This window comes from Anaerolineae bacterium (assembly GCA_013178015.1).
Lineage (GTDB): Bacteria > Chloroflexota > Anaerolineae > DRVO01 > DRVO01 > Ch71.
Window position 1 is genome coordinate 51,676 of sequence record JABLXR010000018.1, and the last position, 15,011, is coordinate 66,686.

Sequence of the window (15,011 nt, forward strand, 5' to 3'; positions counted from 1 at the left end):
CCGTCAATCTCTCTCCAGGCCGAATCGCCGGGCGAACCGCTCCATGGACTCACGCAGGTCGGTGAGAGCTTCCTCCAGCCGTTCGCGAGCGGACTCATCCTCGGGCTCGGAGAACTTGCAGGTGTTGAGGGCGATCTCGGCGGCGCCGCACTTGGACTCCAGCCCTTGGATCTCCTCGTAGTAGCGGCGCTTCAGGGTCTCGTCTTCTCCCTCGAGCCCGCGCTTGGTCCACCGGTTGATGCGGTCCCGCTGGGCGGTGAGGTCCGACTCTGCCTTCAGGTAATACTCCGATAACATAGCCTCCTCCTTGGTCGGTCAGGTAACGTCTGTAGGTATGGGGCTGTCCCTTCCGCTGGCGCCTCCGGCTTCGGCCGGCGCTTGCGGAGGCAGCACAGGTCGGATTATAGATGGGCCTCCAGCTTTCCACCAGAGAGAGGGTGCCGGGCGACTGGGTAGGCGCCTACTGGTCAGGAGCGCCGCCGTCCTCGTCCCGCGCGGGCTAAGGGCTGCCGCGAGCCTCTCGGGTCACCCGCCCACGGCGTGCGCCAGCAGACCGGCGAAGGTGGGCGCCTGCTCCGTGTGTGGTCGGTTCGGCGGCGGAGCAGGTGACGGGTAGGACTGCGGCCGTCAGTCCCGCCGTCGAGGTGACCGTGGTCTCCCTCGCGGTGGGGGTCGGGCGGTCTGGCAGAAGGTGAGGGTCCAGATGAGGCGAGGTGGGCATCGTGACCTCGCGGTGCTGGGACCGGTTGGAGGGAGCGAGGACACGTGAGAATTGGGTTGTCGCTATCGGTGTACGAGCATGCCGCCGCACTGATCGGCCGTAGTCCCTGGGAAGTCAGTCGCAGCGTCGAGCTTATGTGGGAGGCTCATCGGGCGGCCTACTGCCTGTACCAGCACCGCCCGGTGACGGTGGGGATAGACATCTACAACCTGGAGGCGGAAGCCTACGGTTGCCGCGTCAGGCGGCCCACAGGGCACGGCATCCCGGCCATCACCGAGCCACTGGTCTCCAGTTTGGACCAGGCCCTGGCCCTGGAACCCTTCGATCCCCGGCGTGCTGGGCGGCTGCCGCTAGTGACGGAGGTGGCGACACGGCTGGCGGCCGAGTTCCCGGAGGCGGACGTGCGGGTACCGGTCAGTGGTCCCTTCTCCATCGCCCAGAACCTCCTGGGGCTGGAGAACCTGCTGGCCTCGGTGGCGCTGGAGCCGGAGCGAACCGCCCTGCTGCTGGAGAGGCTGGTGGAGGGACAGGTGGCCTTCAGCCGGGCAGTGGCCCAGGCCGGCGTGGGCGTGGCCTTCTTCGAGTCGGCGGCGGCCCCTCCTCTGTTGTCGCCGGGCACCTTCCGGCGGGTGGAGCTTCCGGCTCTGCGCCGCGCCATCGCCGCCGTGAGCGAGGAGACCGGCAACCCGGTGCCCTGCATAATCGGCGGCGACACGGTTCACATCCTGCCGGAGATGCTGGAGACGGGCACCGGGTTCCTGATCTGCCCGGCGGAGACGAACGCTCCGCTCTTTCTGGAGCGGATGAAAGATCACCCGGAGGTCACGGTGAGGGTGAACCTGGACCCGGCCGTATACACTCGGGGCACGAAGAGGGAGATCGCGGCGGCAGTGGACCGGGTGGTAGAGATGGCCGAGGGCCGGCCTAACGTCCTCCTGGGCACGGGGGCCATCCCTTACGAGACGCCGGTGGACAACCTTCTCTTCCTGCGGGAGTACGCCGCTTCCTGAGCCGGTCTCAGCTCCCGACGGAGGCGGCCGCACCCAACCGGCCTGCGGGCGCGGAGCGCGAAGAAGGGGGCGGCCGGCTGGCCGCCCCCTAGAGGCTAGGAGTCTGTCGGTGAAGAGCCGGTCAGTGGGCCGTGAACGCCAGGGGCAGGTACCGCCGGTGGATCTGGTCCACCACCACCACGTTCACGGTGATGTTCTGGTCGCCGTTGATGACCGAGACTCCGGACGCGCTGGCCAGCACGCGGACGGTGGTCGAGGCGCTGCTCGCCGGCGGGGAAGCCGGGTCTATGGAGAAGGTGAGCAGGGCGTCGGAGGTGCCGGTGTTGGCGGAAAGGCGCAGCCAGGGCGCTGCTGCTCCCACTATGCTCGCCGTCCAGGTGAAGGAGCCCGTGCTGATATTCGCTACCCTGATCGTCTCCTGCGTCCCGGTGCTGGTACTGGTCTCATAGAAGAGGGTCACCGTGCTGGGGACTCGCATGGTGGGGTTGATGGAGATGCCCGTGCCATCTAGGTTGGCAGAGGTGAAATTGTCCCAGTAGGGGTAATGGGTGGTGTCGTCGGCGTAACCCCCCTGCTCGTGGAAGTTGAGGATACGGAGGAAGTAGTTGGGGAAGTTCGGCACGACGCCGGTGTGGATCATCATGAGCTCCGACCTACCGTCGCCGTTCGGATCCCCGACCTCCAGGTTCGGCCCCCACTCTCGGTCGCCGATCCACATCTCCACTTCAGTGTTGTTCCGCTCGGTATTGTTCATGCGGGGGTTCAGGATGTAGATGCGGGCTAGGTCGCCGGTGTTCATGGCCGCGATCTCGAGCCGGCCGTCGCCATTCCAATCCAGTAGCTGGATGTCCTCGGGCGGATCGCCGAAGCCCCAGCCGAAAATGTCGTTCCAGGTGTTGAACCCGGTGGGGTGGATGGCGTACACGGCTGAGGGGTAGTTGCCGCTCTGGGCCTGGATCCGGCGCAGGAGGATCAGGTCGCGGGAGTTGTCGCCGGTGACGTCGCCGATGAGGATTTTGTCCCACTCGCCGATGCCGCCGATCTGGGCGCTGAAGTGCTCGAAGGCGGGGTTCTCACCGTCCAGGACCAGGACGTAGCGGAAGTCCCGGGTGAAGAGGACGTCGGCCTTACCGTTGCCGTTGAAGTCGCCCAGGGTCATGCTGCGGAAGGCGCCGCCGGTGGGCAGGCTCCACTTCTCCCGCCAGGCGCCGCCCTCGAGCTCGTAGCACTGAACCCGGGCGAGGATGTTGCCGGGCTCGTTGGCGGTCCTGACGGCCACGATCTCGTCCCGGCCGTCGCCGTCCACGTCGCCGGTCCCCAGCAGTATCCAATCGTAGGGGTTGACGTTAACGCTGGGGTTAGGGACGGCGGTGGAGCCGCTGGGCACCAAGGGGTCGAAGACGTTGAGGACCGGCCCGGGAACGGTCACGCCGCGGCCGCCGGTGGCCACTATCTCTTTGGTGCCGTCGCCGTTGAAGTCGCCGGCGGCTACCTGATGGTAGGGACCGCCCCACTGGTCATACTTGCCGCCCAGGTCTCGCATGCCCGGCCCCACGGCGTAGTCGCGGATGACGAGGCGGCCGTCGTTGCGGTTGATGAGGATCACTTCGTCGTCCCGGACGTAGGCGTCCGGAACCAGTTGTGCCTCGGTGGCGCCCTCCTGGGCCCAGGCTGCCGCCGGCACCGCGGCCAGCGCCAGAATCAGGAGACAGTACAGCACCAGGGCTCGCCCTCTGATCGGGCCTTCCATGGGAACCCTCCTTGGCTCTCAAGTGCGATGTCGCTCGTCGGTGGTGTGGTGAATGGCGATTATACTTCGGCCCGGTGCGCCGGCCAAACGCCCCTAGGGGCTTCTACGCGGTCAGGCCAGAGTGACCCGGGCTGCCATCCGGTGCGAGTCGTAGGCGGCCAGGGCGGCCCGCACCGAAGTGAGGCCGTCGTGGCCATCGGGGCTGACGGCCCGCCCGGCAACCAGGGCATCCACGAAGTAATGGACCTCGGCCGGCCACCCCCCTCCGAGGGGGAAGTCGGTGATCTCCTGCCAGTCCTCCCCCTCCGTCCACAGGCGCAGAGGGGTGCGATAGTCCACGATTATGGTGCCTCGGGCGCCGTAGATCTCCAGCCCCAGGGGGCCCGGGTGGGAGTGCCAGCCCGTCTCGATGTAACCGAGCGTGCCGTCGGCGAACTCCAGCGAGATCACCGCCGTATCCTCGGCCTTGATGTCGTGGTTGAGGGTGGCGAGGTTGGCGGAGACGGTCCGTATCTCCTGACCGAGCACGAAGCGGGCGATGTCCAGGGCGTGGATGCCCATGTCGAGCACTGCGCCTCCACCGGCCCTCTCCGGGTCGAAGAACCAGTCGCTCTTGGCGCTCCAGGAGGTATAGGGGCCGCGGTGGGCGAAGCGCACCCGCACGGTGTACGGCTTGCCGATCGCGCCCTCGGCGATGAGATCGCGTGCCTTCTGGTTGAAGGGGTAGAAGCGATGGGTGAACCCTACCATGAGCTGGACGCCGGCCTTGTCGGCGGCGGCGATCATCTCGTCGGCCTCTTCCAGAGTGACTGCCATGGGCTTCTCGCACAGCACGTGCTTGCCGGCGGCAGCTGCCGCAATGGTCTGCTCGGCGTGCAGATAGTTGGGAGTGCATACGCTCACGGCTTGGATGTCGTCTCGTGCCAGAAGCTCGGCGTAGTCGCTGTAGACGTGGGGCACCCCGAAACGGACGGCGACCTCCTGGGCCCGGTCCGGGTCAACGTCGGCTACGGCCACCAGCCGGGCTTGAGGGTGGCTGGCGTAGTTGGGCAGGTGTGCCTCCTGGGCGATGGCTCCACATCCGATGACGCCTATTCCGATGGTTCCCTCCATACGTACCTCCTAGTGCACGTGCGCGCCGCCCCCCTGACGGACGCCGTCAGGGGCCGACGGCTACTCCAGCGGCAGGTCCACAGCGGCTCCCGTCTCGCCGGCGCGGTAGGCGGCCAGGGCCACCTCTAGCGCCCGCAGCCCGTCTTCTCCCGTTACGCAGGGGGATCGGTCGGCGGCGACGGTGTCCGCGAAATCGCGGATGAGGGCCAGGTTGGTGTCGCTGCCCCACGGTACCCAGGAGACGCCGTCGAGGGCGTCGCTGTAGAGGCAGACCTCCTGGGCAGTCATGTGGAGCTGGAGCCATCCGCGCTCGCCCACGATCTCCATGGTGACGTCGCCCCAGGTGGGATAGACCTCGGGCCGGGACCAGCTGGCATCCAGAGTGCCGAAGATGCCGTTCTCGAGCCGGAAGCTGATCAGCCCCGAGTCGTCTACGCCTTCGTCCCAGAGCAGATCGTGGCCGATCTCGGCGTAGACGCGTCTCACCGGCGAGCCCCAGAACCAGTTCACCAGGTCCATGACGTGAACGGTGTGGTCTATCACCGCCCCGCCTCCGGCCAGCTCGCGGTCGGTGAACCAGCCGCCGGGCATCTGCCCCCGGTTGGTGCTCTTGAGCCCGTAGATGTCGCCCAGCTGCCGCTGGTCCAGGGCCCGCTTGACGGCCTGCACCGCGGGGGAGTAGCGGCAGGGGAAGGCGATCATGAGCTTGACGCCGGCCTCATGGCACAGGCGGATCATCTCGCGCCCATCGGCCATGGTGGTGGCGATGGGCTTCTCGCAGAGAACGTGCACCCCGGCCTGGGCGGCCAGGCGGGCGAGAGGCAAGTGCTTGACGTTCTCGGAAGTGATGATGGCGCCGTCCAGGCCGGCCGCCAGCAGAGGCTCATATTCGGGGTAGAACTCCACACCGTACTGAGAGGCGGCCTCTCGTCCACGCTCGGCGTCCTCATCGGCGATGCCGGCGAGCTCGACCTCAGGCAGCCGGCGCAGGCAGTCGGCGTAGGCGGGAGCGTGCACGTGGGCGAAGCTCAGTATCCCTATGCGGGTCATCTCTGCACTCCCTATATGGATAACGGCTGGAGAGCCACCGGGGTTCCGGTCAGAGCCGACTGGCGGGCCGCATTGGCCACCTGCACGGCGGCCATGGCATCCAGGGGCGTGACCAGGAACTCGTCGCCCGTCTGCAGGCAGCGGTAGAAGTGCTGGACCTCCCGGGCGTAAGGGCTGTCCTCGGGGAAGAGGGGGCTGGAGGGCACCACCACCCCCGCGGGACCGGACTCCTGCTCCTTCAGCTGGAGCTGGAGGGGCGCCGTCCGGGCGCTATCGAAGGTGAGCAGGCCGGCGTCCCCGGCGATGTCGTAGGCGGTGCGGAACCCGGCCGGGTAGGCCCAGCTACCCTCGATGTGGGCCATAGCCCCGCTGGTGAAGCGCAGGGTGACCAGGGCGTAGTCGGCGTCCGGGCCCAGATGGCGTTGGCAGTAGACCCGCTCGACGTCACCGGCCAGCCAGCGGGCGTAGTCGTAGTCGTGCACCATGAGGTCGAGGAGGACGCCGCCGGAGCGGTACTCCTCTACGAACCACTGCCGGGGGCCGGTGCCCGGGTGGGCGCCCCCACGGGTCAGGCGGATGACGCCTACCTTCCCGATGGCGCCTTCATCAGTGAGCCGCTTGGCGGTGGCGTATTCGGGGAAGAAGCGCACCACCTGGGCCACGAAGAGCCGCACGCCGTTGGCCTCGGCGGCCCGGATCATGTCGCCGCAGCCGTCCACCGTCAGAGACATGGGCTTCTCGCAGATCACGTGCTTTCCCGCCTGGAGGGCGGCTATGGCCACCTCTCGGTGGGTGTAGGTGGGGGTGCACACGTCCACGATGTCGGCCGCATCCAGGAGGGCCTCCCGACTGGCGAAGGCGGCGACCTCGAACCTGTCGGCGGCTTGCTGCGCTGTCCGGGGCTCCAGGTCGAAGAAGCCCACCAGCTGTGCCTCGGTGGTGCGCCAGGCGTAGGCGTGCGCTCCACCCATGGTACCTGCGCCGACGATGCCGACTCGTCTCATCAGTTGCCTCCGCAAGCCAACCCACCGAGACGGGCTGGGTCGGTGCCGTTTGGTGCTGCGCCGGGATTATAGTGACGAGGGTCTCAGCCGACAACCGGCGAGGGGGGACAACGGGAGGGGGTGACGGGCAGAAGGTGAGAGGGGGGTTGGGGAGCCGGACGCAGGATGGGATCGGGTTGGGGACCGGCTGGCCGAGTGGCTGCATGTAGCGGGCGTGTTTCGCTCCCTTGCAAGGAGTCAGCGCCCCCAAGGCGCGGGGGTGCTGATCGGGGCCTGCTCGCGCGTAGGCGCGCGAGCTTTTCGGGTTGGGGGGATTCGGGAGCGATGCACGATCGGCCCGGGGGGTCGGGTCGGACCGGGTGCGCCCCAGATGGTCGGTCAAGCGACCGGCGAACGGACAGGGGCCCACGCCGCGGTGTGCTCCCTAGGCATATCCGGCTCGCGGCGCAGTTGACAGGCGAAGACTGTGCCGGCATAGTTGAGACCGAGTCTCAACTGGAGAGACGCACGTGAATGGTTCGTTGGAAGAGCGGTTGCGCCAGGCGGGACACCGCGTCACCGGAGCCAGGGTGGCAGTCCTGGAGGCCATGCAGGAGGCGCCTCCAGGCCAGCACTTCCGGCCTGGCCAGTTGCTTCGGCTCGGTCGCCGCCGGCACCGAGGGTTGAGTCGGGCGACGGTGTATCGCACCCTGGAGTTACTGACCTCACTGGGGCTTCTGCGCCCCATCTACCTCGGCCACGCGGACCGCTGCTACATCCGGTCGGACGAGGGCCACCATCACGTCATCTGTTCCGGGTGCGGTCGGGTGGTGGGATTTGAGGAGTGTGTGACCAAGGAATTGGAGGGCCGGCTGGCCCGGCGGCTTGGCTTCGCCATTCAGGGGCACCTGCTGGAGTTCTATGGCCTCTGTGGCGCCTGTCAGAATCCAGGAAGCATGCTGGTCTCCGCCCATGCGCCGGAGGCAGCCGCCACCAGCCAATCAAGCGGGGAGGGCTGTTATGCTCACCGTTAGTGCGACGAGCCGATGGGCTTCTGCTGGACTTCTCTGGGCCGTGGTGCTGATCCTCCTGACGGGCTGCAGGGCCGCTGGCGGGTTGCAGGCGGCGACTGCTGCTGCTCCTGCTTCCGATAAGTTGGCGGTGGTAGCTACCACCAACATCGTCGGAGACGTAGTGGCTGCGGTGGGCGGCGAGGCGATAGACCTAGTCGTGCTCATGCCCTTGGGCGCTGACCCACACGCCTTCGAACCCACACCCCGGGATCTGGCCGCCGTAGCTGCCGCCGACCTGGTGTTCATCAACGGAGCCGGCCTGGAAGCCAACCTGGAGCCATCGGTGCGCAGCGCTGCCACCGGTCCGGTGGTTGCCCTGTCGGAGGCCGTTCCATTGCGGAGGCTGGATGAGGGGCACCCCGAGGGAGACGCCGACCCCCACGTCTGGCTGGATCCGACCCGGGTGCTTCTCTGGGTGGACCGCATCGAGGCGGCGCTGACGGAGCAAGATCCGGACCGGGCGGAGGTGTACTCCGCCAACGCCGAGATGTACCGAAAGCAGTTGCGAGAGCTGGACACCTGGATCGCGGAGCAGGTGGCGAAGATACCGCCTGAGCGGCGCAAGCTGGTGACGGATCATCAGGTCTTCGGGTACTTCGCCGAACGCTATGGGTTCGAGCAGGTGGGAGCGCTGATGCCCGGGTTCAGCACCCTGGCGGAGCCCTCGGCCCGGGAGGTAGCCGAACTGGAGCGCAGGCTCGTTGAGCTGGACGTGCCGGCGGTATTCGTGGGTTCCACAGTGAACCCTATGCTAGCCGAGCGCCTGGCTGGGGACACCGGGGTGAAGGTGGTGGTCCTGTATACCGGTTCGCTGAGCGGGCCGGGAGGCCCGGCAGAAACCTACCTGGACCTGATGCGCTTCAACGTGACCGCCATGGTCGCGGCGCTGCGGTAGGAGAGAGGACGATGGTAGGGATTCTACGGCGTCCGATCGCCCACCAGGTAGGGTCAGCGGTCCTGGAAGTGACCAACCTGACGGTTCGTTACGGTGATGTGATTGCGCTTGAGGACGTCAGCTTCGAAGTGACCCTAGGTGAGCAGGTAGCCGTGGTGGGCCCCAACGGATCCGGCAAGAGCACTCTGTTGATGGCAGTTGCAGGGCTGATCCCGCCGGCGCGGGGTCGGGTTCAGGTCTTCGGCTCTGGCCCCGCCGGACACTGCTGTATCGCCTACGTGCCTCAGCGGACCCAAGTGGACTGGACGTTTCCGGTCTCGGTAGCGGATGTAGTGATGATGGGCCGGACCAGGCACGTGGGCTGGCTGCGCTGGCCTGGCCGGGCCGATCGCGAGATGGTGGAGCAGAGCCTGCAGACGGTAGGCCTGGCTCACCTGGCGGAGCGCCAGATTGGAGAGCTGTCGGGCGGTCAGAGGCAGCGAGCGTTCATCGCCCGAGCCCTGGCGCAGGAGGCGCGGCTGATGCTCCTGGACGAGCCACTCGCCGGGCTGGACTGGCCCTCGCAGCAAGAGGTTTTGGAGGTTCTGGGAGAGCTCCGGCCCCGGGGAGTGACTGTGCTCTTTAGCACCCACAACCTCAACCTGGCGAGCGAACGTTTCGACCGGGTGCTGTTGCTGAACCGGAGGCTGGTGGCGGCAGGCAGGCCTGAGGAGGTCCTGACCTCAGACCGGCTGTACCGGGCCTACGGCGATCAGATTCACCTGACCCCTTTGGCAGACAAGGGCATCCTGGACGAGTGCTGCGAAGGGCGGGAGTATGAGTGATCTGTCCGACCTGCTGCTGGAGCCGCTGCGTTACAGCTTCATGCTGCGGGGGCTGGTGGCTGTGGTTCTGGTGGGGCTGACCTCGGCGGTGGTCGGTTCCTACGTGGTGCTGCGCCGGATGGCCTTCTTCGGGGACGCGCTGGCCCACGCCATCCTCCCCGGGGTGGCCATCGGCTACATCGTCGGCGGTGGGGAGCGAGGAGTGCTCTTCTGGTGGGGGCTGTTGGCGGCGGTAGTGACGTCTGTGGCCATCGGAGCGGTGACGCGGGGCGGACAGGTGAAGGAGGACGCCGCCATAGGCATCATCTTCGCCGGCATGTTCGCTCTGGGCATCGCCATCATGTCCACAGCTCGCAGCTACGCCGTGGACCTGGCCCACTTCCTGTTCGGGAACGTACTGGGAGTGGCAGCTGCCGACCTGGCCCGCACCGCAGCGGTGGCCTTCGTGGTCCTGGTGGTGACGGCCCTGTTCTACAAGGAGTTCTTGCTCCTGTCTTTCGACAGCACCCTGGCAATCACCCTACGGCTCCCGGTGCGATTCCTGGACAATCTCCTCCTCATTCTGGTGGCGGTCACCATCGTGGCTTCGCTGCAGACGGTGGGCGTGGCTCTCATGGTAGCCATGCTGGTGGCGCCAGCGACGACGGGGTTCCTGCTGGCTCGCCGGCTGCCGGGCATGATGGCGGTGGCAGCGGCCGTGGGGGCCGCGTCGGGGATCGTGGGGCTGTACCTGTCCTACTACGCCGCCATCGCCTCGGGGGCGGCCATCGTGCTGGTGTCCATTGCCGCCTTCCTGCTAGCGTTCCTGTTCTCGCCCCGGAAGGGCTGGTTCTGGCGGCACTCGGCGGTAGGATAGGACGCTGATGGCGCTGATGAGGCGCAGATCTGCGCTGATCAGAAAGAGATGGCAAGGGAAGGTCGGCTGGGGACAGAGTAGCATGGGCGCCATCAACGTTCCATTCACCCCGAAGTTTGACGGTGCCAATGGGCTGCTGTTAGCATCGCGGTCATGGCTCAACGCTGGGTACTGACGGAAACCGAAGTCAGGCCGGCGACCCCCGAGGACGTCGACGAACTACGGCTGCTGGTGGCCTGGAGCGAGCGGGGCCACTTGCGTTTCCAGACCTCAAGGATGGCTCAGATTGTACAGGCTGGGCTCATCCAGACGGTGCATCAGGGCGGTCGGATGGCCGGGTTCTTCTACGTCACTATGGACAATCCCAACAGCTCCGTGCGCGGGCTGGTGGTACGGCCCGGGTACCAGACTCCCGCAGTGCTAGAGCCGGCCATGGAGTGGATCGTGTCTGCCGGTGCGGCGTTGGGCTCGCTCAGTGTCGTCTTCATCGGGGACGATCGCTGGCTGGTGCCTCACCTTCAGCGCGCTGGTTTCGAGCGCGCGGGAGAGATCGTGGGCCTGCATCGCCCAGGGTCTTTCCTGCCCGTAGAGGGCAATGTGTCCTGTCGCGTGCGTCCGGCGGCCTCGGCCGATGTGGATCAGGTAGTGGAGGTGGACTGGTCCGCCTTCGAGGGGCCGTGGCAGAACGGCCGACAGACTACGCTGGAGTTCCTGGCCCAGATGCCGTACTTCCTGGTGGCAGAGCAAGATGGACGCCTGCTGGGCTACGTGTGTGGCACCAACCAGGGCCGTTCGGGGCACATCGTCCGCCTGGCGGTGCGGCGTGAGGCCCAGAGACGGGGAATCGGCACTCGGCTGCTCCGGGAGGTGCTGCAGCGGATGGCCGCCGCAGGAGCACGCGCTCTCTCGCTGAACACCCAGCGCGAGAATGTCCAATCGCAGGCGTTCTACCGCGCCCTGGGCTTCACGCTGACGCGCCGGCCCACCTCGGTCTATCGCTACCACTTCTAGGAGAGGTAGTCCCTCAGTCGGTTGCTTCGACAAGGCTGGCGCAGCTTGCGTAGGGCCTTGCTTTCGATCTGCCGCACGCGCTCCCTGGAGATTCCCATCACTACCCCGATGTCCTCCAGGGTCCGGGCTGGCTCTCCGTTCAGGCCGAAGCGCATCTCCAGGACTTCCCGCTCTCGCTCGCTCAGTTCCTCTAGGATGTCGCGCAGGTGATCCTCAAGCAAGGACTGAGAGGCCGACTCCACCAGGTTGGCGGCCTGGGCATCGCTGACGAAGTCGCCGATGACGCTGCCCCCATCTTCGCCCACGGGTGTCTCCAGCGACAGCGGGTCTTGCGATACCTGGGCCAGCAGCTCCACCTTGGCGCAAGCGCGGCGAAGCTCCGCCTTCAGGGCGGGGCTGAGCGCAGACCGCTCTCGCCGGGCCTCTTCGATGGCGGCCTGATCTTCTTCCCTCAGCAGGCCCATCTCCAGGGCCACTTCCTCGGCCGTCGGCTCGCGGCCCAGGGACTGCTGCAGCCGCTGGCGGGTGCGGGCGTGCTTGCGGGCCTGGTCGGCCATGTGAGCGGGCAGGCGGATTATGCGGGAGTGCTCTGTCACGGAGCGGTTGATGGCCTGTCTGATCCACCAGGTAGCATAGGTGGAGAACTTGAATCCGCGGCGGTAGTCGAACTTCTCTGCGGCGCGTATGAGGCCGAAGTTGCCTTCCTGGACCAGGTCCCCTAGGAAGAGCCCAGTACCAACGTATCGCTTGGCGATGCTAACCACCAGGCGCAGGTTGGCCCGGATGAGGTGCACGCGCGCCTGCTCGCCATCGGCCACCGCTCGCTCCAGGGCCAGCCGGCGGGCGTAGTCGCGGTCGCTGCGAGCGGCCGCCTGCCGCAGCTGCCGGCGGGCTTGTTGGCCCTGGTAGATGCGTTTCCCCAATGCCAGCTCCTGCTCGGGCGTCAGAAGGGGTACGCGAGCTATCTCCCGCAGGTACATGGCGATGGGGTCGCGGGCCATTTCCACGGGCACCCTAATGGCCACCGGCTCGTCCTGGGCGTTGGCTCGGGCCTGCGCGGCGGGCGACGCCACCTCCGCATCAGAAGAGATGTGAAGTGGGCCGTTGCGCTCAGTAAGGCTGCGGTAGACAGCGCTGTCTTCGGGGTGCAGCGTCGTCAGTAGTGAGGACGCCAGAAACTGGTCGTCGGCGCCGCTCTCGTGGGGGCGTCTGGAGCGGGCGCCGTCCAGATGGCTATGGACCGGGTCACGCATGTCTCCTCCTCGAGCTACACCGTGCCGTCCCAGAGACCCGGCCGCTGTGTGGCAGCTGGGGCTGGGGCTAGGTCTTGGCCTTCAGCGAGGACCGCTCGGCCATGGCCCGGGTCAGGAGTAGGACCTGCCGGGTAGCCTTGCCGATGGCGGCCTCGAAGCTCCTCTCTTCCTCCTCTGTCTCAACCTCCCTCAAGGCCTGCTCGAGCAGGCGTAGTTGATGGCGAAGCCGGCGCTCTCGGACGCGCATGCAGGCGGCCACGCCGTCCCTGGTGAGCACGCTCTCCGCCGTCTCCGGTGCTTGCGCCCAGACTCGCTGCACTTCGTCGTAACGCTGCCGCAGCGCCGGGCTAAGCGACGAGCGCAGGGCCAGTCGGTCGGAGGCGCCCACGGAGAGCAGGGCGGAGAAGAGCGAGCGGTTGGCCGCATCGAGGAAGTCCGCGGGCTCCAACCTCTCCAGACCCGCGTTCTCGAGGGCCCCGTTCACCAGCGCAAGAGTGTCGGGCGACTGAAGCAAGAACCCGAGCACGTACTCCTCGGCGCTCATGGCCGGGCCGCGACGAAGAGCATCGGCAGTGGGTGGCTGGAGCTCTCTGCCGCGGGTCCTGCGCATGGCGGAGATCTCCTGCTCCACCACGTCCGGATCCACCTGTATGTGACGGGCCAGGCGCTCGATGTAGTGGGCCCGCTCTATGGGATCGGGGATGGCGGCGATTACGGGCAGAAGCTGGCGGGCCAGGCGCGACTTGCCCTTGGCGTCGGACAGGTCGGCCTCCGCTAGGGCCACCTCGAAGTTGTAGTCCACCAGGGAGCGCGCCTCCTGAATCAGGCGTTCCCAGGCGCCGGCGTCCTCGCGCACCACTTCGTCCGGATCCTTGCCCTCGGGCAACACGGCGACCCGAATTTCGGCCTCCAGCTTGCGCTCGAAGCGCAGCAGCCCCCCATCGAAGCTGGGGCTAGGCTCGCCCTGGAGGGCTTCGCTGGCCACCGACAGGCCGCGCAGAGTGGCAGCGCTGCCGGCTGAGTCGGCATCCAGGGCCAGCACGATGCGGGGGGCCAGGCGTACTAGGGCCTGCAAGTGGGGCTCGCCGATGGCAGTGCCCATGCTCGCAACCACGTTGCGGTAACCGCTCTGGTGGAGGGAGATGACGTCCAGATAGCCTTCGACGATGACGGAGAAGCCGGCGTCGACGATCGCCCGGCGCGCCTTGTCCAGCCCGTAGAGCAGTCTGCTCTTGTCAAAGACCCGCGTCTGAGGGGAGTTAATGTACTTGGGCAGGGATGAGTCCAGAGCGCGGGCCCCGAAGCCGACCACGCGTCCACGGGCATCGGCGATGGGTATGATCAGGCGGTTGCGGAAACGGTCGTAGGCGCGGGCACCGACGCGAGTGGGGTCATCTCCCTCCCGCTCCACCACCAGCCCCGCCTCCACCAGCTCTTGGTGCGTGTAACCCTCGGCCGTCATGCGGGTGATCAGAGCCCGCCACGAGTCGGGGGCGTAGCCTAGCTGGAAGTGGTCCGCCGTGGCCTCGGTCACCCCGCGCCGGGCGAGGTACTGCCGAGCCGAGTCCCCCTGGGGGCCACGCAAGTGATCGGCGAAGAAAGCGGCCGCCCGGTCCAGCAGCTCAAGCAGTCGGTCTCTCTCCTCCGCCTCCTGAATCATCTCGGGAGTCTGCGGGTGCAAGCTCATGCCGGCCCGTTGGGCCAGAATGCGCAGCGCCTCCCCGAACTCCACACCCTCCATCTTCTGCACGAAGGTGAAGACGTCCCCTCCCTCGCCACAGGCGCCAAAGCAGTGCCACGATTGGCTCTCGGGGTAGACGACAAAGGAGGGCGTGCGCTCCTGGTGGAAGGGGCAGAGGCCCTTGTAGTGGCGGCCTGCCTTCTTCAGGACGACAGACTCGGAGATGATCTCGACGATATCCACTCTCTGCTTGACTTCGTCGGCTACCGACATCTGTCCCCCGAAGACCAGAACAGTCTAGGGATAGCAGCTCGAACCGTCAACCCCGACTCTCTCTCCCCCCATGCTTCGCCCGGACGGGTCATGACGCGCGAGCGTCGAGGTGCCAATGCCGAGCTGAATGCACTGAACGCTGCGACCGCAGCACCGATGCATGGGGCCCACCGGTGCAGCGACAGGCGGGCGTGCCTCCCCCGGGGGTACGGCCGTCTGCCCCTACCTAGAAATGACTGCTGGGAAGGCTCAGATATCTCCGGGTGGCTGCTTTCGGCACGGGCCACGCTGAGCCCGATCACCCTCACGATGCGCGCGTAGGACACGAGCGGGTTCAGCCGTAGGGGCGATGCCGAAGGTTTCAGCCTGTAGCCCCGCCGGTTGCCCTGTCTGGTTCAGGACGACTTGGATGCTGACTCACCACTCTATCCTACCACCCACGGCCCCAGGATCAAGCTGGCCACCCGTCGTGGCGAGAGCCAAGGCCAGGGCGCTCAGCCGGCATGCCGGCGGCTCAA

13 protein-coding genes are annotated in these 15,011 nt (G+C 67.1%); 6 read left to right on the plus strand and 7 right to left on the minus strand.

Going from position 1 to position 15,011, the window contains the following annotated elements:
- Positions 1 to 3: 3 nt before the first annotated feature.
- On the minus strand, positions 4 to 297 hold the full coding sequence (locus tag HPY83_08715) for a hypothetical protein (GenBank protein NPV08030.1): 294 nt from the start codon (positions 295 to 297) through the stop codon (positions 4 to 6).
- 468 nt (positions 298 to 765) lie between these two features.
- On the opposite strand from HPY83_08715, the gene HPY83_08720 reads away from it, so the two are divergent.
- The gene (locus HPY83_08720; GenBank protein NPV08031.1) at positions 766 to 1,731 is read left to right on the plus strand and encodes a hypothetical protein; all 966 of its coding nucleotides are present in this window, start codon (positions 766 to 768) and stop codon (positions 1,729 to 1,731) included.
- Between the two features lie 121 nt (positions 1,732 to 1,852).
- Here HPY83_08720 and HPY83_08725 read toward each other — a convergent pair whose 3' ends face one another.
- From HPY83_08725 to HPY83_08740, 4 genes are all read right to left on the minus strand, one after another.
- On the minus strand, positions 1,853 to 3,481 hold the full coding sequence (locus tag HPY83_08725) for a VCBS repeat-containing protein (GenBank protein ID NPV08032.1): 1,629 nt from the start codon (positions 3,479 to 3,481) through the stop codon (positions 1,853 to 1,855).
- A 111-nt stretch (positions 3,482 to 3,592) separates the two neighbouring features.
- Positions 3,593 to 4,594, minus strand: coding sequence for a Gfo/Idh/MocA family oxidoreductase (locus tag HPY83_08730; GenBank protein NPV08033.1), 1,002 nt, complete (start codon positions 4,592 to 4,594; stop codon positions 3,593 to 3,595).
- A gap of 60 nt (positions 4,595 to 4,654) precedes the next feature.
- Positions 4,655 to 5,644: a Gfo/Idh/MocA family oxidoreductase gene (locus tag HPY83_08735; GenBank protein NPV08034.1), complete on the minus strand. Its 990-nt coding sequence runs from the start codon at positions 5,642 to 5,644 to the stop codon at positions 4,655 to 4,657.
- A gap of 11 nt (positions 5,645 to 5,655) precedes the next feature.
- Complete coding sequence (locus tag HPY83_08740; GenBank protein NPV08035.1) at positions 5,656 to 6,648, minus strand: Gfo/Idh/MocA family oxidoreductase; 993 nt, start codon at positions 6,646 to 6,648, stop codon at positions 5,656 to 5,658.
- Between the two features lie 509 nt (positions 6,649 to 7,157).
- Here HPY83_08740 and HPY83_08745 point away from each other — a divergent pair.
- The 5 genes from HPY83_08745 (at position 7,158) to HPY83_08765 (ending at position 11,286) form a co-directional block, all read left to right on the plus strand.
- The gene (locus HPY83_08745) at positions 7,158 to 7,661 is read left to right on the plus strand and encodes a transcriptional repressor (protein ID NPV08036.1); all 504 of its coding nucleotides are present in this window, start codon (positions 7,158 to 7,160) and stop codon (positions 7,659 to 7,661) included.
- Positions 7,648 to 8,595, plus strand: a complete 948-nt coding sequence (locus HPY83_08750; GenBank protein ID NPV08037.1) for a zinc ABC transporter substrate-binding protein — start codon at positions 7,648 to 7,650, stop codon at positions 8,593 to 8,595. Before HPY83_08745 ends, HPY83_08750 begins: the two co-directional genes overlap by 14 nt.
- A gap of 11 nt (positions 8,596 to 8,606) precedes the next feature.
- Positions 8,607 to 9,419, plus strand: a complete 813-nt coding sequence (locus HPY83_08755) for a metal ABC transporter ATP-binding protein (GenBank protein NPV08038.1) — start codon at positions 8,607 to 8,609, stop codon at positions 9,417 to 9,419.
- Positions 9,412 to 10,275: a metal ABC transporter permease gene (locus tag HPY83_08760; protein ID NPV08039.1), complete on the plus strand. Its 864-nt coding sequence runs from the start codon at positions 9,412 to 9,414 to the stop codon at positions 10,273 to 10,275. Before HPY83_08755 ends, HPY83_08760 begins: the two co-directional genes overlap by 8 nt.
- 153 nt (positions 10,276 to 10,428) lie before the next feature.
- Positions 10,429 to 11,286, plus strand: a complete 858-nt coding sequence (locus HPY83_08765; GenBank protein NPV08040.1) for a GNAT family N-acetyltransferase — start codon at positions 10,429 to 10,431, stop codon at positions 11,284 to 11,286.
- On the opposite strand, the gene HPY83_08770 is transcribed toward HPY83_08765, so the two are convergent.
- Complete coding sequence (locus tag HPY83_08770; GenBank protein NPV08041.1) at positions 11,283 to 12,539, minus strand: sigma-70 family RNA polymerase sigma factor; 1,257 nt, start codon at positions 12,537 to 12,539, stop codon at positions 11,283 to 11,285. The genes HPY83_08765 and HPY83_08770 overlap by 4 nt on opposite strands.
- 67 nt (positions 12,540 to 12,606) lie before the next feature.
- Positions 12,607 to 14,493: a DNA primase gene (locus HPY83_08775; GenBank protein ID NPV08042.1), complete on the minus strand. Its 1,887-nt coding sequence runs from the start codon at positions 14,491 to 14,493 to the stop codon at positions 12,607 to 12,609.
- Positions 14,494 to 15,011 lie beyond the last annotated feature (518 nt).